Below are 27,000 nucleotides of genomic sequence, written 5' to 3' on the forward strand. Positions count from 1 at the left end.
GCACTGCACTCATTCCTGGGTCCATGGTTGGAGCTGGCCATCGTCCAGCACCTTGATCTGGTCCTGCACGGCGGTGAGCCGCTGGCGGCAAAACGCCAGCAGCGCCGCGCCACGCTGGTAACCGGCCAGCATCTGGTCCAGCGGCAACTGCCCCGACTCGATGCGGGCCACAAGCTGCTCCAGCTCTTCCAGCGCCGCTTCGTAGCTGGCAGGTTCGGCGGGCGGCGCGGGGGTGGCAGGAGCCTTGGGCATGGGGGAGGCGGCAGAGCGCAGGTGAGAAAACCGGCCATTTTAGGCGCACCATCACGGCGCACAGACCGGAGCACGCCGAATGGATGCGGCGCCCCAGAACCCGCCCGGCAACCGCCAAAGGCACAGGACCAGCCAGCGCCTGTTTGACCTGCGTCTAGAACAAGGATTTCAATACACGTAGGGGGGGTGCGGGAATAACCCCACCGCCTATAATCCCATTCCCGTCGAGCCGGCTACCCACCCTAGCCGGTTTCTTTTTTCTGGATGCGCCATGGCGCACCTCCCGCACTTCCCTGTGGGGAGTCTTTAGGTCAGGTCACCCATGTCTGATTTAAGTCTTCAACTGCAGCAGGCCGCAAGCCAACTACCAGTTTCAAGCTACTTTGACGAAGCGCTGTTCCAGCGCGAGCTGGACACCATCTTCCAGCGCGGGCCCCGTTATGTGGGGCATCAATTGAGCGTGCCGAACCCCGGCGACTACTATGCACTGCCCCAGGAGGGCGAGGGCCGCGCCCTGGTGCGCAACGCCCAGGGCGGCATCGAGCTGGTCTCCAACGTCTGCCGCCACCGCCAGGCCGTCATGCTCAAGGGCAAGGGCTCGCTGTCGGGCCAGGGCAAGGGCCATGCCGGTGGCAACATCGTCTGCCCCCTGCACCGCTGGACCTACAACCCCAAGGGCGAACTGCTGGGTGCGCCGCATTTTGCACACGACCCCTGCCTGGACCTGAACAACTACAAGCTGCGCGAGTGGAACGGCCTTCTGTTTGAAGACAACGGCTGCGACGTGGCTGCGGACCTGACCCAGATGGGCCCGCGCGCCGACCTGGACTTTGGCGGCTACGTGCTCGACCACGTAGAGCTGCACGAGTGCAACTACAACTGGAAGACCTTCATCGAGGTCTATCTGGAGGACTACCACGTCGGGCCCTTCCACCCGGGCCTGGGCAGCTTCGTCACCTGCGACGACCTGCGCTGGGAGTTCGGCAAGAACTACTCGGTGCAGACTGTGGGCGTAGCCAACCGCCTGGGCAAGGCCGGCAGCCCCGTGTACGAGCGCTGGCACAAGGCGCTGCTGGACTACCGGGACGGCAAGCCACCACAGTACGGCGCCATCTGGCTCACGCTGTACCCACACATCATGGTGGAGTGGTACCCGCATGTGCTCACCGTGTCCACGCTGCACCCCATCAGCCCCACCAAAACGCTGAACATGGTGGAGTTCTACTACCCCGAGGAAATCGCCGCCTTCGAGCGCGAATTCGTCGAGGCGCAGAAGGCCGCCTACATGGAGACCTGCATCGAGGACGACGAGATCGGCGAGCGCATGGATGCCGGTCGCAAGGCCCTGCTAGCGCGCGGTGACAACGAAGTCGGCCCCTACCAGAGCCCCATGGAAGATGGCATGCAGCACTTCCACGAGTGGTACCGCGAGGCTATGGGGAGCGACACCCTCGACCCAGCTGCGGCAAAACGCTGAATACGGCGGCAAAACCCCGCCAATCCGCAGGCCCGCTGTGGCCTGCTCTCATTACAATAGCTGCCAGTGCTCAAAAAATAAGCGCTGGCAGCTATTTTCATTTCTGCGCCCCACGGCGCCCCTGAAGAGACCTCAACCCGATGCAAGCCCTTTGGATGGTGTTGGCCGCGTTCCTGTTCGCCAGCATGGGCGTGTGCGTGAAGATCGCATCGGACTTCTTCAACTCGGCCGAGCTGGTGTGCTACCGGGGCCTGATCGGCATGTTCATCCTCTGGCTGCTGGCGCGTTCGCAAAAGGTGACGCTGGCCACGCAGTACCCCGGCATGCATGCCTGGCGCAGCCTGGTGGGTGTGACGTCGCTTGGGGCCTGGTTCTTTGCCATCGCCCATCTGCCCCTGGCCACGGCCATGACGCTCAATTACATGAGCAGTGTGTGGATCGCGGCCTTTCTGATTGGGGGCACGTTGCTGGCCTGGCGCCCCTCTGCGGCCACTCCCCGCCCCGCCCTGCAAGGCCCGCTGGTGGTGACCGTGCTGGTCGGTTTTGTGGGCGTGGTGCTGATGCTGCGCCCCAGCCTGGACCAGAACCAGGCTTTTGCCGGATTGATCGGACTGATGTCCGGCCTGACGGCAGCATTTGCCTACATGCAGGTGGTGGCGCTGTCGCGCATCGGCGAGCCCGAATCACGCACCGTTTTTTACTTTGCGGTGGGCTCGGCCGTGGCGGGCGGTGGCGCCCTGCTGTTCACGGGCACTTCGCCCTGGCCGGGCTGGCAGGCGCTGTGGCTGCTGCCCATCGGCATTCTGGCCGCCGGGGGCCAGCTGTGCATGACCAAGGCCTATGCCAGCGCCAAGACCCAGCGCGGCACGCTGGTGGTGGCCAACCTGCAGTATTCGGGCATCGTGTTTGCGGGCCTCTACAGCGTGCTGCTGTTTGGTGACCAGATCCCCCCCATCGGCTGGATCGGCATGGCCCTCATCGTGGGCAGCGGCATTGTGGCCACCATCCTGCGCGCCCGCGCGGCGCCCGGAGCCCCCGCAGAAGAACATTGATACAACGTGGCTGCACGAGGCTGTAGGCAGTTGGACACAATGGAGCCCGTTTTCCCTTCGCACCGGCACACACCATGACCTACACAACCCTCATCTCTGCCACCGAACTGCAGGCCCAGATCGACAGCGGCGCGCCGCTGATGGTGTTCGACTGCAGCTTTGACCTGATGCAGGCCTCGGCTGGCGCCCAGCAGTACAGCGAGGCTCACATCCCGGGCGCGGTGTACGCCGATCTCAACAACCACCTGAGCGCCAAACATGGCGTGCCGGGTGCGGGCGGCACCGTCACCGCACAGGAGGCCGACAAGCCCGCATCCGGTGGCCGCCACCCGCTGCCCAGCCGCGAGCGCTTTGCGATGTGGCTGTCCAGCGTGGGCTTTGCCAACAACATGCAGGCCGTGGTGTACGACCGCCAGGGTGCCAACTACTGCGGGCGGCTGTGGTGGATGCTCAAGTGGGCCGGCCATGACGCCGTGGCGGTGCTCGACGGCGGGCTGCAGGCCTGGCAAGCGGCCGGGGGCCCCGTGCAGAGCGGTGAAGAGCCCGCACATTTCCAATCCAATTTCGAACTGGGCCAACCCCTGCGCAGGCTGGCCACGGCCAGTGACGTGCTGGCCGCCCTGCACAGCCCCCAGCAGAACGTGATTGATGCCAGGGCGGGCGCGCGCTACCGTGGCGAAGTGGAGCCTCTGGACCCGGTGGCGGGCCACATCCCGGGAGCACTCAACCGCCCGTTCACAGAGAACATTGGCAGCGACGGACGCTTCAAACCCGCAGCCACGCTGCGTGCTGAATTCGACACCCTGCTCGCAGGCCGCGACCCCGCCACCGTGGTGCACCAGTGCGGCAGCGGCGTGAGCGCCGTGCCCAATCTGCTGGCCATGGAAGTGGCCGGTCTGGGCCCCACGGCACTTTTTGCCGGCAGCTGGAGCGAGTGGTGTGCCGACCCTGCGCGACCTGTCGAAAAAGGCTGACCGGGGCCCAACCCGATCGGCGGCAGTTGCAAAAGCGCAAAAAAGATGGCTTTGCAGGCGCTATCAAAACCATGAGCAGAATTCAGGGCTCGCTGCCGAGCAACGCAGCAGGAACCCACTCCTGAAAAGCCAGCCAAGGCCTGATCGGCGTGTAAGGCAAATTCCTACACAGCCCACCGCAGAACCAGACACGCGGCACAGCCAAATCCCGACTTAATTTCTGATTGGGGCGGTTTCACAATCCATTTCAACGGATCACGCAAACCTGCAACCAGCAGGCAACGCAGGGTCCGGGAACTGGAACAAAGGAAGCCGCCATGACCAACGAACAACTCCTCGCCGAAATCCGCGAAGCCAACCTCACTTACCTGATGCTGGCACAGACCCTGATTCGCCAGGACAAGGCAGAAGCCGTGTTCCGCCTGGGCATGAACGAAGAGTCTGCCGATATTCTCGCTTCGCTATCCGCAGCACAAGTGATGAAATTGGCGTCACGCAACACGCTTCTTTGCAGCTTCCGCGTGGATGACAACCTGGTGTGGAGCTTGTTGACCAACCACTCGGCCAAGAAGGTGGGCAACGAAGCCACCAACACACTGCACGCCAACATCCTGATGGCCAGCCGCGTGTCGGAAGTGCTCTGAACCCGAACCTTCATCCAGCCTGAAAGCCCGCCATGTCCACCTCCGCCAAAGCCCCAGCCAAGAGCGTTCTCAACGAATCCAAGCAGATCGAGCGCGCCGCCATGCTGATCCAGATGGGTGCCCGCATGCAGGTGCTGGAATCGGAAACCACGCTGTCGTATGAGCGCCTGATCCGCCTCTACAAGGAGATTGCAGGCAAGTCGCCATCCAAGGGCCAGCTGCCCTTCTCAACCGACTGGTTCCTGACCTGGCAGGAGAACATCCACAGCTCGCTGTTCCTGAACATCTACGAGTACCTGTCCAAGGGTGTGGACCTGGATTCTGTGGAATTGCTGACCAAGGCCTACCGGCTCTACAACGAGCAGGTCACCACGGCCGAGATCGAGCCCCTGCTGTCGTTCACCCGCGCCTGGCGCCTGGTGAAGTTTGTGGACGCCGGCATGCTGACGCGCACCAAGTGCTCGCAGTGCAGCGGCCAGTTCGTGACCGAGCTGTACGAAAACCGCCATTTCACCTGCGGCCTGTGCAACCCCCCAGCGCGCGCAGGCAAGAGCAAGACGGCGGGTGCGTTGATGTTGCATTGAACCTGCGCCGTCCAGAAATCCAGAACCACCAGCACAGGCCGGGGTGCCTGACGGACCGACCAGCCACCTTGGGTGGCTGGTTTTCTTTTTGGTCACAGCATTTCGTCTTTACCGCCAGGCCACATACACGCGGCAATGGACCGTTTCTCAACGGCCAGCCAGCAAGGTCCGCACGTTTTCGTCCACCGGCACCGCGTAGTTATGGGCGGCAACCACCTGGTTACCCACTGGATTCACCATCTTGAGGCTGATGTACAGCATCGACGCCGATACCGCGTATGTGCCCACCACCACGGCCTGGGCATTCTGGGCCTGACTGACCTCCCGCGCCTCGCGGGAAAGCAGCAACTCCCCTTGGTCGCGGTGCAGCACGAGGCTCTCGCGCAGCTTCACCTCCGTCAAGCGAAGACCTCTTTGCACCATGCGCCCGGCAATCTGTTCTGAAAAAATGCGCCCCAGGCGGGAAGACTCATTCAGCCGATCCACGCTGACCAAGGTTGCCACCAGCACCGGCTGATGGGGGTCCAGCCTCGCGTTCTGCAGCAACGCATCGGTGGCCTGGTCATTGACCTCGATCAGGTCGGAGCGGGCCCCACCACCGGAACGGTCACCGTAGTAGTAGGCACTGACCGGATTGCTGACGCAGGCAGGAAGACTGCAAGCCGCAAAAAAAATGGCCGGCCACCACCAGGCCCTGCGCACCAGAGGATGCTGCATCTTCATGGCGCCACCACCCGCCAGGTCTTGACCGGAGTGGGCGGCGGAGCAACTGGCGGCAGCTCGGGAAGGTAGAGCACGGCATCGGCTCGTTCGATGTAGTACATGTCTGCCGACCCTGCCAGGTAGCGGTCCTGACTTTTGAGTGCAGTGGTAATGAGCACTTCTGTGCGTGTGGGGCCTCCCGCCGCAGCACCTTGCGTATACAACTGCGCCATGTCCAGGGCCACCCCGGCGCCCACACCCAGTGCAGTCGCCACACCCGGGAGCAGCGTGCGGTCTGCGTAGTGCACCTTCCAGTCGCGCCAGACACCCACACCCGTGCCCAGCAGCGTCCCGCCGATGGGAACAGGCAAGTTGCGGGGAACCGCCGACTCGTGCTGGACCAGCTGGGTTTGCACCTCCAGCTCTACGGCGGTTGGCACTGTCGAAACAGCCACCCCCCGATTGAGCAAATGCACCTTCAAGAGCTTGAGAAAACCGAGATTGAAGCTGGAGTTGTCCGCTACCGTGACGTGAATGGGGTACTCGCCTTGTGGCCAGGACGCAATTTTGTCTGCCACACGTGCCGCCACGTCGCCGGCGAGCACATCCCAATGGTGCACGGCACGCGCCTTTTTCTGGCCGGTGGCAGGATAGTTGTCGGCGCGCGGCACGTCCAGGGTGCCACAGCCTGACAGCAGCACCGCAGCCAGCACGACCGCGAGGCTCGGAATGCGGAGGAAGGGGGATGACATGGAACCCATGGTAGCGGCACAGGCCCGCCACGATCGGCACAACAACACGGCTTTTCCGGCCCAAAGCCCCGCTTTCAGCGCTTGGAAGCACCACGGCATGCGTTCACAATAGCTCCACAAAACGAACCTCCTGAACACCATGCGCACCATGAACACGACAAACCGCCTCGCATCCCTGCTGGCCTTGACCGCTGCTCTGGCGGGCTGCGGAGGTGCCTCCGACAAGGCCAGCACACCTGCCCCGTCGCCCGCACCAACACCGGCACCGGCCCCCGTTCCAACGGCGCCGATCGGCGTGGGTTTTGTACAACCCGGCAACAACGTGCTCGAACCCAACGCGTCAGAGCCCCTGTCGGTCAACGTCACCGTCAATGGCAGCCAGGCCCCCAACGGCACCACCACGACATTCACGGTCAGCCCTGCGAGTGCAGCCACCCTGGCACCCGTGGCTCCGACAACAGTGGGCGGCGTTGCCAGTACGACATTGACGGTGAGCAGCCTGCCGCCCACTGCCACCTTCCAGACCACAGCCACAGCCGTCAGCAGTTCCAATACGGCCACGGACAGCCTTACCTACTATGTGCGCCCCGCGCACAAACCATTGCAGGTGCTGGTGCCCGCCTATTTCAGTGCCACCGGCACCACGTCGCCCTGGGTCACCCTCACCGGCGGCGCGACGAGCTACCCCGACGTCAAAATCACAGCCATCGCCAACCCCAGCAGTGGGGTGCTGACGGCGGACACCAAGGAAGACACAGACCTCACCAAGGCCATCAAGGCATTCCAGGCGGTTGCGGGCACCAGCAACCGGGTGATTGGCTACGTCGCCACCACGTCAACCAGCAGCGGTGCGCTGTCGGTTGCCGACATCAAGGCCACCATCACCAACTACATCCGGCTCTACCCCGGCCTGTTTGATGGTTTCTTCCTGGACGGCATGGCCACCGACAGTTCCCGGGTAGCACACTACCAGGAGGTCTACACCCATGTGAAGGGGCTGACCACGGGCCTAACCACCGGCGCAACACCGCCCTCCGCCCCCGTCGTGATCGGCAACACAGGCACCTACCCGGTCGCGGCCTATGCAGGCGTAGCGGACACACTGGTGACCTATGCGGGCAATGCGGCGGCCTACACGAACATTGACCCTCAGCCGGGCAACACCTGGGTCTATGCCAAGGACAACAGTGCGCAGGCGATGCTGGTGCACACAGCAAGCACCTGCACCGACATGCAAACGGCCGTGAAGAATGCCAATCGCCCGCGCATGAATACTGGTCTGGTCTATGCCACCAATCTGGCCATCGGAGCGCCCTGGTCCGCGCTGCCCACCTACTGGCAGCAGATGCTGGGCACCGTGGATGCACTCAACAAACAGCGCACTTTGCCTTTGTGCTGATGGCGGTAGGGACAGTCGCCTCGGAGCGGCGGCAAGCAGCAGGCACAAAAGCCTGTTTACGATGGGCACATGACGACCGATTCCATCACCGCCGCACCATCGCAAGACACCCACTTCACTGCAGATGAGGGAGCGGGCCTTCCCGCAACCAGCCCTTCGCCCCGCGAAGGGCCAGAGGCAGTCCCTGAAGCAGCCACACCAGCGGCCCCGAGCATCGAGGCGCCGCCCGCATCACCCCTGACCATCCACATGCCTGTGGACGTGCGCAACCTCTCGCTTGCGCTGCTGGCGCTTTTTGCGAGTGTGGCGCTGCTGCACTGGGCCAGTGCGGTGTTCATCCCGATCATGCTGAGCCTGTTGCTCACCACGGCGCTGCGGCCATCGGTGGACATCCTGCACCGCTGGTACATCCCGCGCTGGCTGGGCGCGGGTATGTTGCTGGTCGCCATTGTGGCCGGGCTGGCCAGCGCCGCCTGGTCGCTCAGCGACGGTGCCGCGCAGCTGGTGGACTCGCTGCCCGTGGCGACCAAGAAGGTGCGCGACAACCTCAAGGCCCGCGCGGGCGGGAGCAGCCCACTGGACACCATGCAGAAGGCCGCCACGCAGATCGAGCAGGCAGCCAACGAAAACAGCGCCACGGCCACACCGCGCCGGGGCGTACAGCGGGTCATCGTCGAACGGCCCCCCTTCAATATCCGCGACTACCTCTGGAGTGGCACCGTGGGCCTGATGTCCGCCCTGGGGCAGCTCATGGTGGTGGTGTTCCTGACCTTCTTTGCCCTGGCCTCGGGCAACCTGCTGCGCGACAAACTGCTGCGCATCGCGGGCACCAGCCTGGAGCGGCGCAAGGTCACGGCCCATGTGCTCGAAGACATCACGCGGCAGATCCAGCGCTACCTGCTGCTGCAGGTGTTCACCAGCGTGCTGGTGGGCCTGGCCACGGGCCTGGCCTACTGGGCACTGGGCTTGGAGAACGCAGCAGTGTGGGGTGTGGCGGCCGGGGTGCTCAACCTGGCGCCCTATATCGGGTCGGCGCTGGTCACAGGGGCGTCGGCGCTGGTGGCCTTCTTGCAGTTCGGCACGCTCGACATGGCCCTGGCCGTCGGCGGTGCATCGCTCGTGATCCACACCATTGTCGGCAACCTGCTCACCCCCTGGCTCACCAGCCGCACCAGCCGCATGAGCCCCGTGGCCGTGTTCGTGAGCGTGCTGGCCTGGGGCTGGCTCTGGGGCCTGTGGGGGCTGCTGCTGGGCATCCCGGTGATGATGGCCGTGAAAGCGGTGTGCGACCGGGTGGAAGACCTCAAACCGGTGGGTGAACTGCTGGGGCAATAGGCGCCACCTGGCCCCTGGCCTGCTGCGCGCACTGCTGCACAAATGCGGGCAGGCCGTCAGCCGCCAGCGCGCGGCTGTAGTACCAGCCCTGCACGCTCAGGTCGATGGAGGCGGGCAGCACCTGCAACTGCCCATCGGTCTCCACGCCCTCGACCACAATGCCCAGCCCCAGGCTCTGGCAAAAGTGCAGCAAGCCTTCCAGCACGCGGGCGCCCTGTGGCTCGGCGCTCGTCACCACAAAGCTGCGGTCGATCTTGATGGTGTCTACCGCAAACGCATGCAGATAGCTCAGGGACGAGTACCCCGTGCCAAAGTCGTCGATGGACACCTTGGCACCCACGGCATGCAGCCGCGCGATGGCGTCGCGCATCTGCGCCACATCGGCCGCCAGGGCGTCCTCCGTGATCTCGATGCTGATACAACCTGCCGCTGGTGCTATCAACGCCACCAGGCGCTGGCAATGCACGGGCGACATCAGGGTGGGCCCTGTGACGTTGATGGAAATAGGCAACTCAAACCCCGCATTGCGCCAGCGCCGGTACTGCCGCAGCGCTGCCGCAGCCACCCACAGGTCCACCTCCTTCATCAGCCCCGCCTCGGACAGCCAGACCAGGAAAGACCCTGGCGATTGGGTGCGCCCCTGTGAATCGCGGGCCCTCAGCAACGCCTCACACCCCACACACAGGCCCGTGCGTGGCGACACCTGCGGCTGGTACTCCAGGAAGAACTCATAGTCCCCCATGCGGCGCACCCGTGCTACCAGATCCTCCCTGCGGGCCTGGCCCTGTTGCGCTGCCACGATGGGGTCGTGGGCATACAGGCTCCCCTCCTCCTGCAACCGCGTGAACGTGGTGTCCAGGCCGGGCAGGTGCACGGTGGTGGCGTGGTGGCGCTCCAGCGCGCGCACAGCCGGTGCATAGATACAGGCCCCGATCAGCACCAGGGCCAGTTGCAAGATCACGGCCGACCAGGCCCCCTGGGTGCTGACATAGGCATTGAACACCACCGGGGCGTTGAGAGGCAGGGGCACCGTGGCCATGGGCACCCAGCCTGCCTGCACGGCCGCCAAGGCCAGGCAGGCGTTGACCGCAGGCACCAGGATGAAGGGGACAAGCAGGCGCGGATTCAGGATCAACGGGATACCGAACAACAGCAGTTCATTCACGTTCAGCAGGGCCATGGGCAGGCTCGCCACTGCCAGCAGGCGCAGGCCCGGGCTGCGCGCACGCCACAGCACGGCCACCACCAGCGACAAGGTGCCACCCGCGCCGCCGATGAAGGCAAACGCCCCCAGCAGCCCCGCATTCAACGGGTACTGGGGCACCTGGTCGGTCAGCAACTCGATGGCGTTCCAGCCCACGGCCTGGTCCAGCAGCTGGAACAGGGGCTGCAGCGCGTGGTAGCCATGGATGCCAAAGAACCACAGCAGCGAGTTCATGCCGGTGAGCACCACGGCATTGAAGTAGGGACGGCCGGGGTCCACCATGTCCATCGGCAGGCTCCAGTGCGCCAGGCCCGACCATTGCTGCAACAGCGCCAACACCGCCGCCAGTAGCGCGGCGGTGAGGATGCCGGGCACCACCATGTTCACGGCGTCCTCGACGTTGTCGCTGACCAGCGCCCCGCGCGACACCTGCAGCCAGCGCACCCGCATCAAACGGGCCATCAGCGGCACATTGACGAGAGGGGACGCTATCGCGATGAACAGCACCAGCGTGGCAGCGGCACGTGGCTGCCCGCTGAGCTGGTACGACGCCAGCGCCACATACACAAAACACAGAAAAGCCACCGGCAGCCGTGGCAACTGGTGGCGAATGGCCAGCATGTAGCCAATCGAAGCAGCAATCAGCAGGGGCAGGATGCGGCTGATCTCTCCATGCAGCCCCGCAAGCATGTCGCCTACCGCGGGCGGCAGGCCCACCACACGCGCCAGCACGGACAGCACCAAAAACACCGCCGACACCATGAGACAGGGCAGCACCCACAGCAGCCCTTCGCGGATAGCGCGCATGGAGTCGGCGCGCGCAACAGCCTCCAGCCGTTGCGACAGCAACACCCTCCAGGCCGCCAGATCAATGCCCAAAGCCATGCCTCCCAGCCCGTTGGCGGGCCACCACCATGACGACGCACGCAGGGCCAGCCACCACAGCAACGGCCCCACACCTACAGTCTGGGACGCTGCTGCCAGCGCCCCGCCAGGGGCACTACCGCGCCCAGGCAAGCATGCTAGCGTGCGCGGGCACTGGCGGCAAAACGGAGGACAAGACGGGCGGGATCAGCCCGTGTTGCGCAGCCCGGCAGCAATCCCGTTGATGGAGATGTGGATACCCGTCTGCACCCGCTCGTCTCCCTGCCCCGCGCGCCAGCGGCGCACCAGCTCGACCTGCAAGTGGTGCAGCGGGTCGATGTACGGAAAGCGGTGCTTGATGGAGCGCGCCAGCGCGGTGTTGTGTGTCAGGCGCTGCTTGTCGCCCGTGATGCGCGTGAGCGCATCGGCCGTGCGCTGCCACTCGGCCTCGATGGCGGTGAACACTTTCTTGCGCAGGCGCGCGTCGGTCACCAGTTCGCTGTAGCGCGAGGCCAGGGCCAGGTCGCTCTTGGCCAGCACCATGTCCATGTTGGACAGCAGGGTGCGGAAGAAGGGCCACTGGCGGTACATCTTCTGCAGCAGGGCCAGCTGGGCCTTGGGGTCCTTGCCTTCGGTGTTGATGAAGGCTTCCACCGCCGAGCCAAAGCCGAACCAGCCGGGCAGCGTGAGGCGGCATTGCCCCCAGCTGAAGCCCCAGGGGATGGCACGCAGGTCTTCGATCTTCTGGCTGGCCTTGCGCGATGCAGGGCGCGAGCCAATGTTGAGTTCGGCAATCTCGCGGATGGGGGTGGAGTTGAAGAAATAGTCGGTGAAGCCCGGTGTCTCGTACACCAGCGCGCGGTAGCTGCCCATGCTGGCCAGCGAGAGCTGCGCGGCGGCGTCCAGGAAGGCCTTGGTCGCAGGCTTGGTGGGCTGCAGCAGGGTGGCTTCGAGCGTGGCGGCCACCAGGGTCTCGAGGTTGCGCCGGCCAATCTCGGGGTTGGCGTATTTGGAGGCGATCACCTCGCCTTGCTCAGTCAGGCGGATCTGGCCGCGCACGGTGCCAGGGGGTTGGGCCAGGATGGCCTGGTAGCTGGGGCCGCCGCCCCGGCCCACGGTGCCGCCCCGGCCATGGAACATGCGCAGCTGGATGCCGTGGGTGGTGGCGAGTTCGTCGAAGAGTTCGACGAGAGCGATTTCGGCGCGGTACAGCTCCCAGTTGCTGGTGAAGATGCCGCCATCCTTGTTGCTGTCGCTGTAGCCCAGCATGATGTCCTGTTCGCCACCGCTGCGCTGTACCAGCGCAGCCACACCGGGCAGTGCGTAGAACTCGCGCATGATGGGCGCGGCGTTGCGCAGGTCTTCGATGGTCTCGAACAGGGGCACCACGATGAGGTGGTTGTGCGACTCGGCATCCAGCGTGCCGTTCATCAGCCCCACTTCCTTTTGCAGCAGCAGCACTTCGAGCAGGTCGCTCACCGTTTCGGTGTGGCTGATGATGTAGTGGCGGATGGCCTCGTGGCCAAAACGCTCGCGCATCACACGGGCGGTCTCGAAAATAGCCAGTTCGCCCTGTGTGTGGGCGGAATACTCGGCGCCCACCACGCGCAATGGGCGGGCGTCATTGAGCAGCTTGATCAGCAGCGCACGTTTGGCGGCTTCCTGCAGGCCTGCATAGTTCGGTTCGATGCGCGCCTTGGCCAGCAGCTCGGCCACCACGTCTTCGTGTTTGTCGGAGCTTTGACGCAGGTCTACTGTGGCCAGGTGAAAGCCAAACACCTGAACGGCGCGGATCAGGGGGTGCAGGCGCTCTTGCGCCAGGGCTTCGCCGTGGTGCGACTTCAACGATGCTTCGATCACGCGCAGGTCCGCCAGAAATTCTTCGGCACTGGCATACGCATTCTGCGGCGCCACGGCATGGCGCGCGGCCTCGCCACCCGTCAGGTCCTTGAGCGATGCAGCCAGGCGCGCGTAGATGCCGGTGAGCGCGCGGCGGTAAGGCTCGTCCACACGGTGCTCGTTGGTGTCGGGCGAACGCTGGGCCAGGGCCTCCATCTCGGCCGACACCTGCACCAGGCGGGCGGACAGCGACAGCTCGCCGCCCAGGTAGTGCACCTCAGTGAGGTAGTGGCGCAGGGCCACCTCGGCCTGGCGGCCCAGAGCGTATTGCAACGTCTGCGCCGTCACATTGGGGTTGCCGTCGCGGTCGCCGCCGATCCACTGGCCCATGCGCAGAAAGCTGTGCACGGGGTATTGGCCCAGTTCGCTCTCCAGGTCGGCATAGATCTTGGGGATCTCGCGCAGGAAGGTGGCTTCGTAGTAAGAGAGCGCGTTCTCGATCTCGTCGGCCACGGTGAGCTTGCTGTAGCGCAACAGGCGCGTCTGCCACAACTGGGCCACGCGGGCGCGCAGCTGGGCTTCGTTGGCGGCCAGCTCGCGCGGGGTGAGTGCGTCCTTGGCGCTGTTGTAGAGCTGGGCGCGCACCTGGATGTCGTCGCGCGTTGCCAGCAGCTGGGCGATATCGCGCTCGGCATCCAGAATGCTCTTGCGCTGCACTTCGGTGGGGTGGGCCGTCAGCACCGGAGCCACGTAGCTGCCGGCGAGCGTCTGCGAGATGGTCTTGGGTGCGATGCCAGCCCAGCGCAGGCGCGAGAGGGCGACTTCGATGCTGCCCTCTTGCGTGTCGCCCGCACGTTCGTGCACGGCGCGGCGTCGGATGTGGTGGCGGTCTTCGGCCAGGTTGGCCAGGTGGCTGAAGTAGGTGAAGGCGCGGATCACGCTCACCGTCTGGTCGCCCGAGAGCGACTTGAGCAGCTTCTTGAGCGCGCGGTCGGCCTCCTGGTCCGCATCGCGGCGGAAGGCCACGGAGAGTTTGCGCACCTGCTCGACCAGCTCATACGCGGCCACGCCCTCCTGGTCCCGAATCACATCGCCCAGAATGCGGCCGAGCAGGCGGATGTCGTCGATCAGGGGCTGGTCCTTGTCGGATCGTTTCATGGTGCGTGAGTCTCCGGAGGTGGGTGGTGGCCGGGAGCCGCCTGCCCCCGTGTCCCCCGGGGCGCACCAGCCCCAGTGCGGGCGCATGCTAGCATCGCCGGCCCCTGAAAGATTACAAACAGGTTACGAACTTGAGCCTCCAGAACGCCCCTCTTTCCATCGTGATCGCCACGCGCGAGAGCCGCCTGGCGCTGTGGCAGGCCGAGCATGTGCAGGCCCTTTTGCGCGCGCAGGGCCACCAGGTGGAGCTGCTGGGCATGACCACCAAGGGCGACCAGATCCTCGACCGGTCGCTGTCCAAGGTGGGCGGCAAGGGCCTGTTTGTGAAAGAGCTGGAAGTGGCGCTGGAAGAAGGCCGCGCCCACATCGCCGTGCACTCGCTGAAAGATGTGCCGATGGAGCTGCCCGAGGGCTTTGCGCTGGCCTGCGTGATGGAGCGCGAAGACCCGCGCGATGCCTTTGTCTCGCCCAACTACGCGAACATTGACGCCCTGCCCCAGGGGGCGGTGGTGGGCACATCGAGCCTGCGCCGCCAGGTGCTGCTCCAGGCCCTGCGGCCTGACCTAAAGATTGAGCCCTTGCGCGGCAACCTGGACACCCGCCTGCGCAAGCTGGACGAAGGCCAGTACGACGCCATCGTACTGGCGGCTGCGGGCCTGAAGCGCCTGGGGCTCGAATCCCGCATCCGTGCCACCTTCGCGCCCACCGCCATGTTGCCTGCGGCAGGCCAGGGCGCACTGGGCATCGAAGTGCGCAGCGACCGGCAAGACCTCATCGACGCGCTGGCACCGCTGGCCCATCAGCCCACCTGGCTCACCGTGGCCGCCGAGCGCGCCGTGAGCCGCGCGATGGGCGGCAGCTGCTCCATGCCGCTGGCGGCGCACGGCACGCTGAACGGCAGCGTGCTGCAGCTCGACGCGGCCTGGGGTGACCCGGACGGCCAGGCCCCGCTGGTCCGTGCCGCAGCCAGCGCGCCCGTCACGACCCTGGCTCAGGCCGAAGCGCTGGGCGACGCGATTGCACAGCGCCTGCGCGCCGGTGGTGCGCGGGGTGTGGACCCGGCCCACGCCTGAGCCCCATGCCCACGCCCCGGGTGATCGTCACGCGGCCTGCCCGCGAGGCTGCGCACTGGGTCGGGCTGCTGGCCGCACATGGCGTCCCGGCCGTGGCCCTGCCGCTGATTGACATTGGCCCCTGCCCCGACGCGGCGGCGCAGCATGCGCTGGCCCAGGCCCATGCCCGGCTGGCGCAGTACCGGGCGCTGATGTTTGTCAGCGGCAACGCCGTGGTTCATTTCTTTGAGAAAAAATCGGCCTTTGCGCGCGACAGTCAAGCGCTTTTAGCTATAAAAGCAAGAGCATGGGCACCTGGCCCCGGCACAGCGCGCGCGCTGGAGCAGGCCGGGGTGCCGCCAGACCGCATTGACGGCCCGGCGCCCGACGCCCCGCAGTTCGACTCGGAAGCGCTGTGGCAGGAGGTGGCCGGGCAAATCCAGCCCGGCGACCGGGTGCTGATCGTGCGCGGGCGCTCTGGCTGTGTGCACGACACGGCCCAGGGCAGCGGGCGCGACTGGCTGGCCCGGCAGATCGAGGCCGCAGGCGGTCAGGTGGACTTTGTGGTGGCCTACCAACGCGGCGCCCCCCGGCTGACCCCGGCCGAGGTGGCGTTGGCGCAACAGGCGGCGCAGGACGGATCGGTCTGGCTGCTGAGCAGCTCCGAAGCCGTGGCGCACCTGTCAGAGGCCCTGCCCGGCCAGCGCTGGGGGGCGGCGCGTGCGCTGGCCACCCACCCGCGCATTGCCGAAGCGGCGCGTGCGGCGGGCTTTGGCACCGTGGGGGAATGCCGTCCGGCGCTGGAAGACGTGGTGGCCTCGATAGAATCGGCCGCATGAGTTCTGCGCCGCCCAACGACCTGCCTCCAGCCCCCACCGCCGCCCCTGTGGCCGCACCCGTGGGCGCGCCTGCGGCAGGCCCTGCAGCAGCGACACCCGCTGCAGGCGGCCCCACGCCAGGCCGGGGGAGCGCCGTCACCCTGCTGCTGGGCGCCGTGGCCGCAGCCGCGCTGGTCAGCAGCGGCATGCTGTGGCAAAAGCTCAGCGCCATCCAGGAACAGCTCGCCCGGCAGTCCGCCGACTCGGGTGCGCAGGCCATCGAGGCCCGCACCATGGCCCGCCAGGCCGAAGAGCTGGTGCGCGAGACGGCCGCCCGCCTGTCGGTGGCCGAAGCCCGAGTGAGCGAAGTGGCGCTGCAGCGCAGCCAGCTCGAAGAACTGATGCAAAGCCTGTCGCGTTCGCGCGACGAAAACCTGGTGGTGGACATCGAATCCGCCATCCGCCTCGCTCAACAACAGGCCCAGCTCACCGGCAGCCTGGAGCCGCTGGTGGCCGCCCTCAAGAGCGCCAATCAGCGCATCGAGCGTGCCGCCCAGCCGCGCCTGGCGCCCGTGCAGCGCGCCATCGGCCGCGACCTGGACCGCCTGACCCGTGCCACCGTGACCGACACCGCCGGCCTGCTGGGCCGCCTCGACGACCTGGTGCGCCAGGTGGACGAGCTGCCCGTGCTCAACGCCGTAGCCCAGGCTGCGTCCACCAAGCGCCTGTCCACCGGCCCCGCCGCCCCGGGCAGTGCCCCCGCCCCCACCGAAGGCCTGGCCTGGTGGCAGGCAGCCCTGCAACGCAGCTGGGAGGTGGTGCGCGACGAGGCCAGGGGCCTGGTGCGCGTGAGCCGCATCGACCAGCCCGAGGCCATCCTGCTGGCGCCCGAACAAACCTTTTTCCTGCGCGAAAACCTCAAGCTCAAGCTGCTCAACGCGCGCCTGGCCGTGCTGGCACGCCAGTTCGACTCGGCCCGCGCCGACCTGGGCGCCGCCACGGTGGCGCTCAACAAATACTTCGACCCGGCCGCACGGCGCACCCAGATCGCCGCCAATACGCTGCAGACCGCCCAGGCCAGCCTGAAGGCGGCCGAACAGCCCCGCCTGGACGAAACCCTGTCCGCGCTGGCCACTGCGGCAGCGGGCCGGTAAAGGGCGGTACGCATGCGCGCTGCACTCTGGCTCCTGGCGTTGTTTGGCGTGGCCGTGGCCACCGCCTTGTTTGCGGGCAACAACCAGGGCACCATCACCCTGTACTGGCCGCCGTACCGCATCGACCTGTCGCTCAACATGGTGTTGCTGCTGCTGGTGGGCGGGTTCGTCACCCTCTATGCGGCACTGCGCGCCCTGGCTGCGCTGCTCGAATTGCCCCACCAGGCCCGCCGCTGGCGCGTGCAGCAAAAGGAGCGTGCGATGCACGCCGCCTTGCTTGATGCGCTCACCCACATGCTGGGGGGCCGCTTCATCCGCTCGCGCAAGGCCGCCGTGGCGGCGCTGTCGCAGGAACACGCTCTGGAGGCCAGTGGCGAGGCCGTGCCCCACGGCAAACAGCTGCGCGCCCTGGCCCACATGATTGCAGCCGAGGCATCGCATGCCCTGCAAGACCGCGCCACACGCGAAAGCCATTTGCAGGACGCCCTGCAGGAAGCCCCGATGCGTGGCACGGTGAACGAGCAGGAAATGCACGAAGGCGCCCAGATGCGCGCTGCCCGCTGGTCGCTCGACGATCGCGATGCCAGCGCCGCCCTGGAGCGCCTGGCCGCCCTGCCCCAGGGCGCAGCCCGCCGCACGCTGGCACTGCGCATCAAGCTCAAGGCCACACGCCTGGACCGGCAGACCCAGGAAGCGCTGGACACCGCCCGCCTGCTGGGCAAACACCGCGCCTTCTCACCCGCCGCAGCACAAAGCATCGTGCGGGGCCTGGCCACCGAACTCATCAACAGCGCCCACGACACCGCCCAGCTGCAGCAGATCTGGCTGTCGCTGGAACCTGCCGAGCGCAGCATGCCCGAGCTGGCCATCCACGCGGCGCAACGCCTGGCCGCGCTGGGCGGCGAAGCCACCCAGGTGCGCGCCTGGCTGCTGCCCGTGTGGGAACGCATGGTGGACCTGCCCGATGCCCTGGCAGATCACCACGCGCTGAAGCTGGTGCGTGCACTCGAAGCCGGGCTCGACGAACTCGACGCCCCCTGGCTGGCCCGCATCGAATCGGCCCACCAGACCAACCCGCGCGACGCCCGGCTGCAGTACCTGGCAGGCATGGCCTGCCTCAAGCGCCAACTCTGGGGCAAGGCCCAGCAGCTGCTGACCCAGTCGGCCCAGCAACTGACCGACCCCCAGCTGCGCACCAGCGCCTGGCGCCGCCTGGCTGAACTGGCCGAGCAGCGCGGCGACGAAAGCGCCGCCGCCAACGCCTGGAAGCAGGCCGCGCTGAACCGCTAAGAACCTGTTCTAAGCCACCAGCCCCCTGGCAGCATCCACACGCCGGGGGCGGCTCCAAAGCAGCCCGGTGGGCGGGCACTCTCCGCCAGAGCGCTCCAACGCCAACATCCGCCCCCTTCGGCCACCCCTGTCGGCTCCCACGCGCGGCATTGCGCCGCCTGGCCCGGCGTGCCTGCGCGCACCTGGTTGCCCGCAAAAAAAGCGCAAAGCATTGGGGAACTTTGATTGCTGGGGGCTTCTCAATTCATTTTTTTTGAAATGAAGCGTCAATCTGCCTGAAGCCTCGCCCGGCAGGTGCTTCCTACACTGCCTTCACGCCGTACCCGCCCGCATCCTACCGGGCCCCGGCACACAGGTTTCCAGCCCTTTCACTGCACACGCTTTTGATGACTGCTTCTGCCACCACCACGGCCACCGCCCCGCGCCGTTACACGCGCACCGCCATGCTGCTGCACTGGGTGCTGGGCCTTGCGCTGATCAGCCTGTTTGGCGTGGGCATCTACATGACGGGCCTGCCGTTTTCGCCGCAGCGGCTCAAGCTCTACAACTGGCACAAGTGGGCGGGGGTCATCCTGCTGGTGCTGTCGGTTCTGCGCCTGCTGTGGCGTGCCACGCACCGCCCGCCAGCCCTGCCATCGGCGATGGCCAAGGCCATGCCCGGCTGGCAGAAACTGGCCCACCATGGCACCCACGGGCTGCTGTACGCCCTGTTCTTTGCCGTGCCGCTGATTGGCTGGGCCTACAGCTCGGCCGCAGGGTTCCCCATCGTGTTCATGGGCCTGTGGCAGCTGCCCGACTTTGTGCCCGTGAGCAAGGAGCTGGCCGAGGCCATCAAGCCCTGGCACCAGATCACCGCCTTCGCCATGGCGGGCCTGGTGCTGCTGCATGTGGCCGCCGCCATCAAGCACCACCTCATCGACCGCGATGGCCTGCTCTCGCGCATGCTGCCCTGGTAAACGGGGCGTTCCCTGATCTACTCGCCTGCACCTCACGCCCCCTCTCCTCTGGACGGGGTATGCACCCGGTGGCCCGGCTTTGCCGCTCTCACAGGCGCACAGGCCACGGCCTCACCAGTCTCCAACACTGCCAGCGGCGCGCAGCGCCCTCGGCCACCGACACGGCTTTCACTTTCTGTCTTTTGAACGGAGTTTGCGAATGAATCTGTCTTCCCCCCTGTCCCGCATCGTGCTCGGCGCCGCCCTGGTGGTGGGCGCCCAGGCCGCCATGGCCCAGCAGCAGCTGGTGCCCGCCCAGAGCGAGGTGCAGTTCACCGCGCGCCAGATGGGCGTGCCGCTGGACGGCCATTTCAAGAAGTTCAGCGCCCAGGTGGCGTTTGACCCGGCCAAGCTGGCCAGCAGCAAGATCGCCCTCACGGTGGATACCGGCAGCGCCACGCTGGGCTCGCGCGAGACCGACGCGGAATTGCCCAAGCCCACCTGGTTCAACGTGCCCAAGTTCCCGCAGGCGCAGTTCGAGTCCACCAGCATCAAGGCGCTGGGCGGCGGCAAGTTCGAAGTGGCGGGCAAGCTCACCATCAAGGGCACGCCACAGAACGTGACCGTGCCGGTCACACTGACCCAAAGCGGCGCCACCACCACGGCCACCGGCACCCTGCCCATCAAGCGCTTGGCGTTCAAGATCGGTGAGAACGAGTGGGCCGACACCTCGATGGTGGCCGACGACGTGACCGTGAAGTTCAAGCTCGCACTGACCGGCGTAGGCAAGCTGTGACCGGTCTTTGACCGGTCTCTGGCTGCAGCGCCGCCTCTTTCGTCCTCCGTTTTCCCCTGGTTCGTTTCGTAGTTCCTCTTTTCAAGGAGTCTTTTCATGCGCAAGTCCCTGTTCTCCCTGCTCGCCGTGGCCGCTGCCACTGCAATGACCGCTGGCGCCGCCCAGGCCGCCAACTACGCCATCGACCCCACGCACACCTTTGTGACGTTCGAGATCGGTCACTTTGGCGCCACCACCAACCGCGCCCGCTTCGACAAGAAGCAAGGCACGGTCGAGTTTGATCGCGCCGCCAAGACCGGCAAGGTGGAGATCTCCATCGACACCACCTCGGTGAACTCGGGCACGCCTCCGTTTGACAAGCACCTGCAAAGCGCCGACCTGTTCGACGCCGCCAAGCACCCCACGATCAAGTTCGTGTCCGACAAGTTCAGCTTCAACGGCGACAAGGTCAGCGAAGTGACCGGCCAGCTCACGCTGCTGGGCAAGACCGCGCCCGTCACCCTGAAGGCCACGCAGTTCAACTGCTACGACAGCCCGATGCTCAAGCGCGAAGTGTGCGGCGGCGACTTTGAAACCACCATCGACCGCACCCAGTGGGGCATGAACTACGGCGTGGAATGGGGCTTCCCCAAGAACGTGCGCCTGGTGGTGCAGATTGAAGCTGTGAAGCAGTAAACCAGCACGCCTCCAAGACAGAGGTGCCACGAGCCCTGAGCCCTGGACCCTCTTCTGTGCAAGCCACCCGCAGCATCCGTGTTGCGGGTGGCTTTTTCTTTGGTGGCTCGTTCTATTGAAAATTAACTTAACGTAAATCAATTACGAATAGTAGAATTACCAAACCGATTTGAGGAGACTCCGCATGAACGCTGTCCTGAAGAAGCCCGACCTGGCCACCCTGCCCGCGCCTGCTGCCATCCAGCAGCTGCACCACTACGCCTACAAGGCCCGTGATGCCGAGGAAACACGCCAGTTCTACGAAGACATCCTGGGCCTGCCGCTGTACCACATCATCCAGAGCGACTACGTGCCCAGCACGGGCGAATACTGCCCCTACACGCATTTCTTCTTCCGCCTCAAGGATGGCTCGTTCATTGCCTTCTTCGACCTGGGCGACGACGTGAAGGCCGAGCCTTCGCCCAACACACCGCTGTGGGTCAACCACATCGCCTTCCGCGTGGACACGGTGCAGGAGCTGGAGAACACCAAGAAGCGCCTGGAAGCCCACGGCATCGAGGTGCTGGGCGTGACGGACCACCACATCTTCCACAGCATCTATTTCTTTGACCCCAACGGCATCCGGCTGGAGCTGTCGGCCCAACTGGCCAACGAGGAGCAGATGGCCAAGGACAGCACCGTGGCCCACGCACGCCTGGCCGAATGGACGGCCCGCAAGGAACAGTGGCGCAAGGAGCGCGCCGAAGGCAAGGTGGCCGAGCCGCTCAAGCCACAGCAGAACGACCGGCCGGAATTCGTCAAGGCCTGATCCGCTCTTGCCGCTGCCACGCCCCGCCTGCCAGCGCAGGATGGGCCGTGGCGCGGGCGGAAAATAGAAGCAAAAATGGCCGCTACCGCGCGACCATCAAGCGTCAATAGCTATATATTTGATAGCAATCCAGCCTCAACAGCTTTGGCCGGTAGCGGTCACCCCTTGTGCGGCGGCTCTTGGTGTTGCTGCTGCTGGGCCCGCATGATCTGGTGGCGCTGCCAGTAGGCACCCACCACGGCGTTGAAGCGATCTTTTTCCTTGGTGAGGCCCGACAGCTTGACCTTGCTGGTCTTGGCGCCCAGGCCCAGGGCATTCTTCTCGGGGTGGGTCACGAGCAGCGTGTTGCCAAAGCTGCTTTCCTTGAATTCCAGCGCCTTGACGGCGTCCCAGAACACAGTGGTCTCGTCGGCAGAGGTGCGAATACCGTCGATGCTGACCTCCACCGTGTTCTCCCCCTTGAGCGCAAACACCACGGGCGGAAAGTAGCGCAGCACCAGCGCGCGCTCTTCGTCGGTGGCGGGCTCGTAGCGGTAGGCCAGGCTGCGTTCGTGGTCCTGCGCAAACTGCTGTTCGTAGTCGCTCCACAGACGCTGCTCAATCGCGTCGGCCGTCAAAATCTCCTGCACCCAGGTGGTGGCGGGCACGCGCACGGCGATGGCGCCATAGTCCCGCTCCTTCAGCGCCATGCCCACGTTGCGCAGGCGCTCGGGCATGGCGGGGTGCGAGTCGAAGGGGTGCGGCACGTTGGCCGTTTTCATCGCCTCCAGGAAATCGTCGGACGCCGCATACGGCGCCAGCCCCTGGGCCACAAAACGCGCAATGCCCAGCGTGGCACCGTCCTGCTGCTCATTGCGGCCAAACAGCTCGTCCTCGATCCTGGCGCGGTATTGCGCGTAGGCCGCAATCTTGACCAGCGACTGCGCAATCGCAGCGGGCGAGATGAGCTTGGCGGCAATGCGGTCGGCCTTGAACTCGCGCTCGCGGCTGTCGCGCGCCAGGGCAAACTCGAAGATGGTGCGGAACAGGTCCAGCACTGGCGACACCACGGCCGACAACCCGCCGCTGCGGACCGCGTGGCGGTAGTGGTCAAACTGCACCAGCTTCGGACCCAGCCGGGCGCTGCTCTGGGTGTCGCCGCCGCGCAGGTGGGCCAACTCGTGGCCGAACACGGCGTCGGCCTCGGCCTGGTCGAGGATGCGCAGCAGCGGCAGGCTGACAAACAGGGTGCGTCCTGTCAGTGTCTGGTTGCCCACCGTGAGCGGCGCCTCGGTCACGAAAAAGTTGGCGTCGATGCCCGCCACGATGTGCTGCGGCGGATCGGTCTTGAGGCGCCGCGCCATGTGGCGGATGCGCTTCCACAGCAGCGGCGCATCGTCCTCGGACACCAGCTCGCCCACGGCACGGCTCTGGGACTGCACGCGCTTGAAGATGCCAGCCACCGCCACCAGCACGCCCGCCAGCACCGCAAACCCCACAAACAGCACCAGCTTGGGCGAATACTTGTGAAAGAAGAAGGCCGTGACCCAGAACGACAACCACACCGCCATCGCCCCCTGCACCACCAGCGCGGCAGCACTGGCCCAGGTGGTCAGGCGCCAGCCCGCCACAAAGCTGGTGTACTGCAGCGTGCGGTCGGCAAAGGCCAGCGCGCCCAGGCCCAGCACCACCACCAGCAGCACAACGCTGGCGACCAGGGTCCAGAACGACACCTTGTGCGCCATGTGGAACTGCCACACGTCGGAAAACCGCTCGCACAGGGCTTCGCGGTACTCCTGCGCCTCGACAGAGCGGTTGTCGCAAATGGTGGACGGCGGGTTGCTGCGGAAGTAGTCCTTGCGCGCCTGCTTCTCGGCCGATGGCATGGCCTTTGCGGCGTCGATGCGCTGGCTCATGCCCGCCACAAAATCCGCGTCCTGGTCGCGCTGTGCGTAGACGCTGAACCCCAAGGTCAACGCCGGGATGAGAAAAAGCGCCAGCAGCGCATAGACAAAGACCTTGGCAAGGCCCGCGCGGAGTGCGGAGGAAAGATGCATGGGTGGGACCGATTGGTTATATGTTTTTGACCCGGGCGAAGCATGAAGCTACGCCTCCCTCTCCGAAGGCCCTCTTGCTCCACCGGGCGGGATTATCAAGACGCCACGGCGGGCCGGTCGAGCGACAAGGTAACAATTGGCGAGAAATGCCCGACAGGCGGAACGACAATGGAGCGCTGGAGGGACCGGGACGAGCGAAAAACGCCGCCAGGCACCGGCCGACACTCCCGTAAAATGCCCGGTCCACCCTCTTGACCGCTGAGGCGCGCCCTGTGCCCGCCTCTTCCTTCTGCCAGACCCCATGAGCACGCCCCAAGCACAACCCGGCCTCGACAGCCTGTCCAAGTCTTTTGAACCTGCCGCACTGGAAGCCCACTGGGGCCCCGAATGGGAAAAGCGCGGCTATGGCACCGCAGGCCACCGTGGCACGGGCCAGCCCCAGGCGGGCGAACCGGCGTTCTCCATCCAGCTGCCGCCCCCCAACGTGACGGGCACGCTGCACATGGGCCATGCGTTCAACCAGACGATCATGGACAGCCTCACGCGCTACCACCGCATGCGCGGCTTCAACACCGTCTGGGTGCCCGGCACCGACCACGCGGGCATCGCCACGCAGATCGTGGTGGAGCGCCAGTTGCAAGAGCAAGGCATCAGCCGCTACGACATGGGCCCCACCCCGCCCGAGGCGCGCAAGAACTTTGTGAGCAAGGTGTGGGAGTGGAAGGAAAAGTCCGGCAACACCATCACCACGCAGATGCGCCGCATGGGCGACAGCGTGGACTGGAGCCGCGAATACTTCACCATGGACGACAAGCTGAGCGCCGTGGTGACCGACACCTTCGTGAAGCTGTACGAGCAAGGCCTGATCTACCGCGGCAAGCGCCTGGTGAATTGGGACCCCAAGCTGCAGTCCGCCGTGTCCGACCTGGAAGTCGAGAGCGAAGAAAAAGACGGCTCGCTGTGGCACATCGCCTACCCACTGGCCGATGGATCGGGCAGCCTGACCGTGGCCACCACCCGGCCTGAGACCATGCTGGGCGACGTGGCGCTGATGGTGCACCCGGAAGACGCGCGTTACACGCACCTCATCGGCAAGATGGTCAACCTGCCCCTGTGCGACCGCCAGATTCCGGTGATCGCCGACGAGTACGTGGACAAGGAGTTCGGCACGGGCGTGGTCAAGGTCACCCCCGCACACGACCAGAACGACTATGCCGTGGGCCAGCGCCACAAGCTGCCCATGATCGTGGTGCTGACGCTGCAGGCCACCATCAACGAGAACGCGCCCGCCAAATACCAGGGCATGGACCGCTTCGTGGCCCGCAAGGCCGTGGTGGGCGACCTCGAAGCCATCGGCGCGCTGGTCGAGGTGAAGAAGCACAAGCTCATGGTGCCGATCTGCACCCGCACCGGCCAGGTGATCGAGCCCATGCTGACCGACCAATGGTTCGTGGCCATGAGCAAAGTCAGCGACCAGGACCCCACGGGCAAGAGCATTGCGCAAAAGGCGATCGATGCCGTGGCCAGCGGCGATGTGAAGTTCGTGCCCGAGAACTGGGTGAACACCTACAACCAGTGGATGAACAACATCCAGGACTGGTGCATTAGCCGCCAGCTGTGGTGGGGCCACCAGATCCCGGCCTGGTACGACGAAGACGGCAGCGTGATCGTGGCCCGCACGGAAGCCGAGGCGCAGGCCAAGGCCCCGGGCAAGCAGCTGCGCCGCGACGAGGACGTGCTCGACACCTGGTACTCGTCCGCCCTCGTGCCCTTCAGCACCATGGGCTGGCCTGAACAAGGCACCGCCGAGACCGACGACTTCAACCTGTACCTGCCCAGCACCGTGCTGGTCACGGGCTACGACATCATCTTCTTCTGGGTCGCCCGGATGATCATGATGACCACGCACTTCACCGGCCGCGTGCCGTTCAAGCACGTGTACATCCACGGCCTGGTGCGCGACGCGCAGGGCAAGAAGATGAGCAAGTCCGAAGGCAACGTGCTCGACCCGGTGGACCTGATCGACGGCATTGCGCTGGAACCCCTGCTGGACAAGCGCACCACCGGCCTGCGCAAGCCCGAGACTGCGCCCACCGTGCGCAAGAACACGCAAAAGGAATTCCCCGAAGGCATTCCCGCCTACGGCGCCGATGCGCTGCGCTTCACCTTTGCGGCGCTGGCCAGCCTGGGCCGCAGCATCAACTTCGACAGCAAGCGCTGCGAGGGCTACCGCAACTTCTGCAACAAGCTGTGGAACGCCAGCCGCTTCGTGCTGATGAACTGCGAGGGCCAGGACTGCGGCCTGAAGGAACACACCAAGGAAGAGTGCCAGCCCGGCGGCAGCGCCCACGGCTACATGGAGTTCAGCCAGGCCGACCGCTGGATCACCTCGCTGCTGCAGAAGACCGAGGCCGAGGTCGCCAAGGGCTTTGAGGAATACCGCCTCGACAACGTGGCCAACACGATCTATGACTTTGTCTGGAACGAGTACTGCGACTGGTATCTGGAAATTGCCAAGGTGCAGATCCAGAACGGCGCCGAAGCGCAGCAGCGCGCCACGCGCCGCACGCTGATCCGCGTGCTGGAAGCCATCCTGCGCCTGGCCCACCCCATCATCCCGTTCATCACCGAAGCCCTGTGGCAGGTGGTGGCGCCTGTGGCCGGTATCCCTGGCGAGTCGGTCAGCATCGCCCGCTATCCGCAGGCGCAACCCGAGAAGATCGACGAGGCCGCGATTGCCCACATGGGCCGTGTGAAGGGCCTGGTGGACGCGTGCCGTGCGCTGCGGGGCGAGATGAACGTTTCTCCCTCCACCCGCCTCCCCCTGTACGTGGTGGGCGACACCGAGTTCATGCGCGGCGTGGGCCCGGTGCTGCAGGCCCTGGCCAAGCTCAGCGAGGTGAAGGTGTTTGACGACGAGGCCGCCTGGGCCGCCGCCGCGCAGGCCGCGCCCGTGGCCGTGGTGGGCGAGGCCCGCCTGGCGCTGTACATGGAAATCGACGTGGCCGCCGAAAAGGCGCGCCTGTCCAAGGAAATCACCCGCATCGAGGGCGAGGTGGCCAAGGCCAACAACAAGCTCTCGAACGAAGCCTTTGTGGCCAAGGCCCCACCGGCCGTGATCGACCAGGAAAAGAAGCGCATTGCCGACTTTGGCGCCACGCTGACCCGCCTGCGCGACCAGCTGGGCCGCCTGGGCTGAC

The 27,000-nt window shown here is 65.8% G+C and carries 22 protein-coding genes; 16 read left to right on the top strand and 6 right to left on the bottom strand.

Going from position 1 to position 27,000, the window contains the following annotated elements; translation table 11 throughout:
* Positions 1–9 precede the first annotated feature (9 nt).
* Positions 10–252 carry an exodeoxyribonuclease VII small subunit gene (xseB, locus tag AvAM_RS00555; RefSeq protein ID WP_137745271.1) on the bottom strand — a complete coding sequence of 81 codons (243 nt, stop codon included), beginning with the start codon at positions 250–252 and terminating at the stop codon, positions 10–12.
* Between the two features lie 322 nt (positions 253–574).
* Between xseB and AvAM_RS00560 the strand changes: the two genes are divergently transcribed.
* The 5 genes from AvAM_RS00560 (at position 575) to flhC (ending at position 4,983) form a co-directional block, all read left to right on the top strand.
* Positions 575–1,729 (top strand): aromatic ring-hydroxylating dioxygenase subunit alpha, encoded by a 1,155-nt coding sequence (locus tag AvAM_RS00560; protein WP_137745272.1) that lies wholly within the window; start codon positions 575–577, stop codon positions 1,727–1,729.
* 140 nt (positions 1,730–1,869) lie between these two features.
* Positions 1,870–2,781, top strand: coding sequence for a DMT family transporter (locus AvAM_RS00565; RefSeq protein WP_137745273.1), 912 nt, complete (start codon positions 1,870–1,872; stop codon positions 2,779–2,781).
* A 74-nt stretch (positions 2,782–2,855) separates the two neighbouring features.
* Positions 2,856–3,755: a sulfurtransferase gene (locus AvAM_RS00570; RefSeq protein ID WP_137745274.1), complete on the top strand. Its 900-nt coding sequence runs from the start codon at positions 2,856–2,858 to the stop codon at positions 3,753–3,755.
* A 317-nt stretch (positions 3,756–4,072) separates the two neighbouring features.
* The gene (flhD, locus tag AvAM_RS00575; RefSeq protein WP_008902803.1) at positions 4,073–4,399 is read left to right on the top strand and encodes a flagellar transcriptional regulator FlhD; all 327 of its coding nucleotides are present in this window, start codon (positions 4,073–4,075) and stop codon (positions 4,397–4,399) included.
* A 32-nt stretch (positions 4,400–4,431) separates the two neighbouring features.
* Positions 4,432–4,983, top strand: coding sequence for a flagellar transcriptional regulator FlhC (flhC, locus tag AvAM_RS00580; RefSeq protein ID WP_137745275.1), 552 nt, complete (start codon positions 4,432–4,434; stop codon positions 4,981–4,983).
* 147 nt (positions 4,984–5,130) lie between these two features.
* Here flhC and AvAM_RS00585 read toward each other — a convergent pair whose 3' ends face one another.
* Entirely contained in the window at positions 5,131–5,706 is a 576-nt protein-coding gene (locus AvAM_RS00585) for a FlgO family outer membrane protein (protein ID WP_249367848.1), read from the bottom strand.
* Positions 5,703–6,437: a hypothetical protein gene (locus AvAM_RS00590; protein ID WP_249367849.1), complete on the bottom strand. Its 735-nt coding sequence runs from the start codon at positions 6,435–6,437 to the stop codon at positions 5,703–5,705. Before AvAM_RS00590 ends, AvAM_RS00585 begins: the two co-directional genes overlap by 4 nt.
* A 148-nt stretch (positions 6,438–6,585) precedes the next feature.
* Here AvAM_RS00590 and AvAM_RS00595 point away from each other — a divergent pair, with 148 nt between their 5' ends.
* Entirely contained in the window at positions 6,586–7,836 is a 1,251-nt protein-coding gene (locus AvAM_RS00595; RefSeq protein ID WP_171012097.1) for a spherulation-specific family 4 protein, read from the top strand.
* Between the two features lie 69 nt (positions 7,837–7,905).
* Positions 7,906–9,171, top strand: coding sequence for an AI-2E family transporter (locus AvAM_RS00600; RefSeq protein WP_375708126.1), 1,266 nt, complete (start codon positions 7,906–7,908; stop codon positions 9,169–9,171).
* On the opposite strand, the gene AvAM_RS00605 is transcribed toward AvAM_RS00600, so the two are convergent.
* Together AvAM_RS00605 and ppc are read right to left on the bottom strand one after the other, a co-directional pair.
* On the bottom strand, positions 9,140–11,260 hold the full coding sequence (locus AvAM_RS00605) for an EAL domain-containing protein (protein ID WP_137745278.1): 2,121 nt from the start codon (positions 11,258–11,260) through the stop codon (positions 9,140–9,142). The genes AvAM_RS00600 and AvAM_RS00605 overlap by 32 nt on opposite strands.
* Positions 11,261–11,446: 186 nt before the next feature.
* Positions 11,447–14,236, bottom strand: coding sequence for a phosphoenolpyruvate carboxylase (ppc, locus tag AvAM_RS00610; protein ID WP_137745279.1), 2,790 nt, complete (start codon positions 14,234–14,236; stop codon positions 11,447–11,449).
* 131 nt (positions 14,237–14,367) lie between these two features.
* Between ppc and hemC the strand changes: the two genes are divergently transcribed.
* From hemC to AvAM_RS00650, 8 genes are all read left to right on the top strand, one after another.
* Entirely contained in the window at positions 14,368–15,309 is a 942-nt protein-coding gene (gene hemC, locus AvAM_RS00615) for a hydroxymethylbilane synthase (RefSeq protein WP_137745280.1), read from the top strand.
* A gap of 5 nt (positions 15,310–15,314) precedes the next feature.
* Entirely contained in the window at positions 15,315–16,127 is an 813-nt protein-coding gene (locus AvAM_RS00620; RefSeq protein ID WP_137745281.1) for a uroporphyrinogen-III synthase, read from the top strand.
* On the top strand, positions 16,124–17,260 hold the full coding sequence (locus tag AvAM_RS00625) for a uroporphyrinogen-III C-methyltransferase (RefSeq protein WP_171012098.1): 1,137 nt from the start codon (positions 16,124–16,126) through the stop codon (positions 17,258–17,260). The genes AvAM_RS00620 and AvAM_RS00625 overlap by 4 nt, the downstream gene beginning before the upstream one ends.
* Before the next feature lie 12 nt (positions 17,261–17,272).
* Positions 17,273–18,550 (top strand): heme biosynthesis protein HemY, encoded by a 1,278-nt coding sequence (locus AvAM_RS00630; RefSeq protein WP_137745282.1) that lies wholly within the window; start codon positions 17,273–17,275, stop codon positions 18,548–18,550.
* 386 nt (positions 18,551–18,936) lie between these two features.
* Entirely contained in the window at positions 18,937–19,506 is a 570-nt protein-coding gene (locus AvAM_RS00635; protein WP_137745283.1) for a cytochrome b, read from the top strand.
* A gap of 199 nt (positions 19,507–19,705) precedes the next feature.
* Positions 19,706–20,281 (top strand): YceI family protein, encoded by a 576-nt coding sequence (locus tag AvAM_RS00640; RefSeq protein WP_137745284.1) that lies wholly within the window; start codon positions 19,706–19,708, stop codon positions 20,279–20,281.
* Between the two features lie 96 nt (positions 20,282–20,377).
* A complete protein-coding gene (locus tag AvAM_RS00645) occupies positions 20,378–20,956 on the top strand; it encodes a YceI family protein (RefSeq protein WP_137745285.1) in 579 nt (192 codons plus the stop codon).
* 184 nt (positions 20,957–21,140) lie between these two features.
* Positions 21,141–21,764 (top strand): VOC family protein, encoded by a 624-nt coding sequence (locus AvAM_RS00650; RefSeq protein ID WP_137745286.1) that lies wholly within the window; start codon positions 21,141–21,143, stop codon positions 21,762–21,764.
* A gap of 158 nt (positions 21,765–21,922) precedes the next feature.
* Here the strand turns inward: AvAM_RS00650 and AvAM_RS00655 are convergent, their stop codons facing one another.
* Complete coding sequence (locus AvAM_RS00655; protein WP_137745287.1) at positions 21,923–23,800, bottom strand: M48 family metallopeptidase; 1,878 nt, start codon at positions 23,798–23,800, stop codon at positions 21,923–21,925.
* A gap of 301 nt (positions 23,801–24,101) precedes the next feature.
* On the opposite strand from AvAM_RS00655, the gene AvAM_RS00660 reads away from it, so the two are divergent.
* A complete protein-coding gene (locus AvAM_RS00660) occupies positions 24,102–26,999 on the top strand; it encodes a valine--tRNA ligase (protein ID WP_137745288.1) in 2,898 nt (965 codons plus the stop codon).
* The last annotated feature ends 1 nt before the right edge of the window (position 27,000 follow it).

Source organism: Acidovorax sp. NB1 (genome assembly GCF_005405905.1).
Lineage (GTDB): Bacteria > Pseudomonadota > Gammaproteobacteria > Burkholderiales > Burkholderiaceae_C > Acidovorax.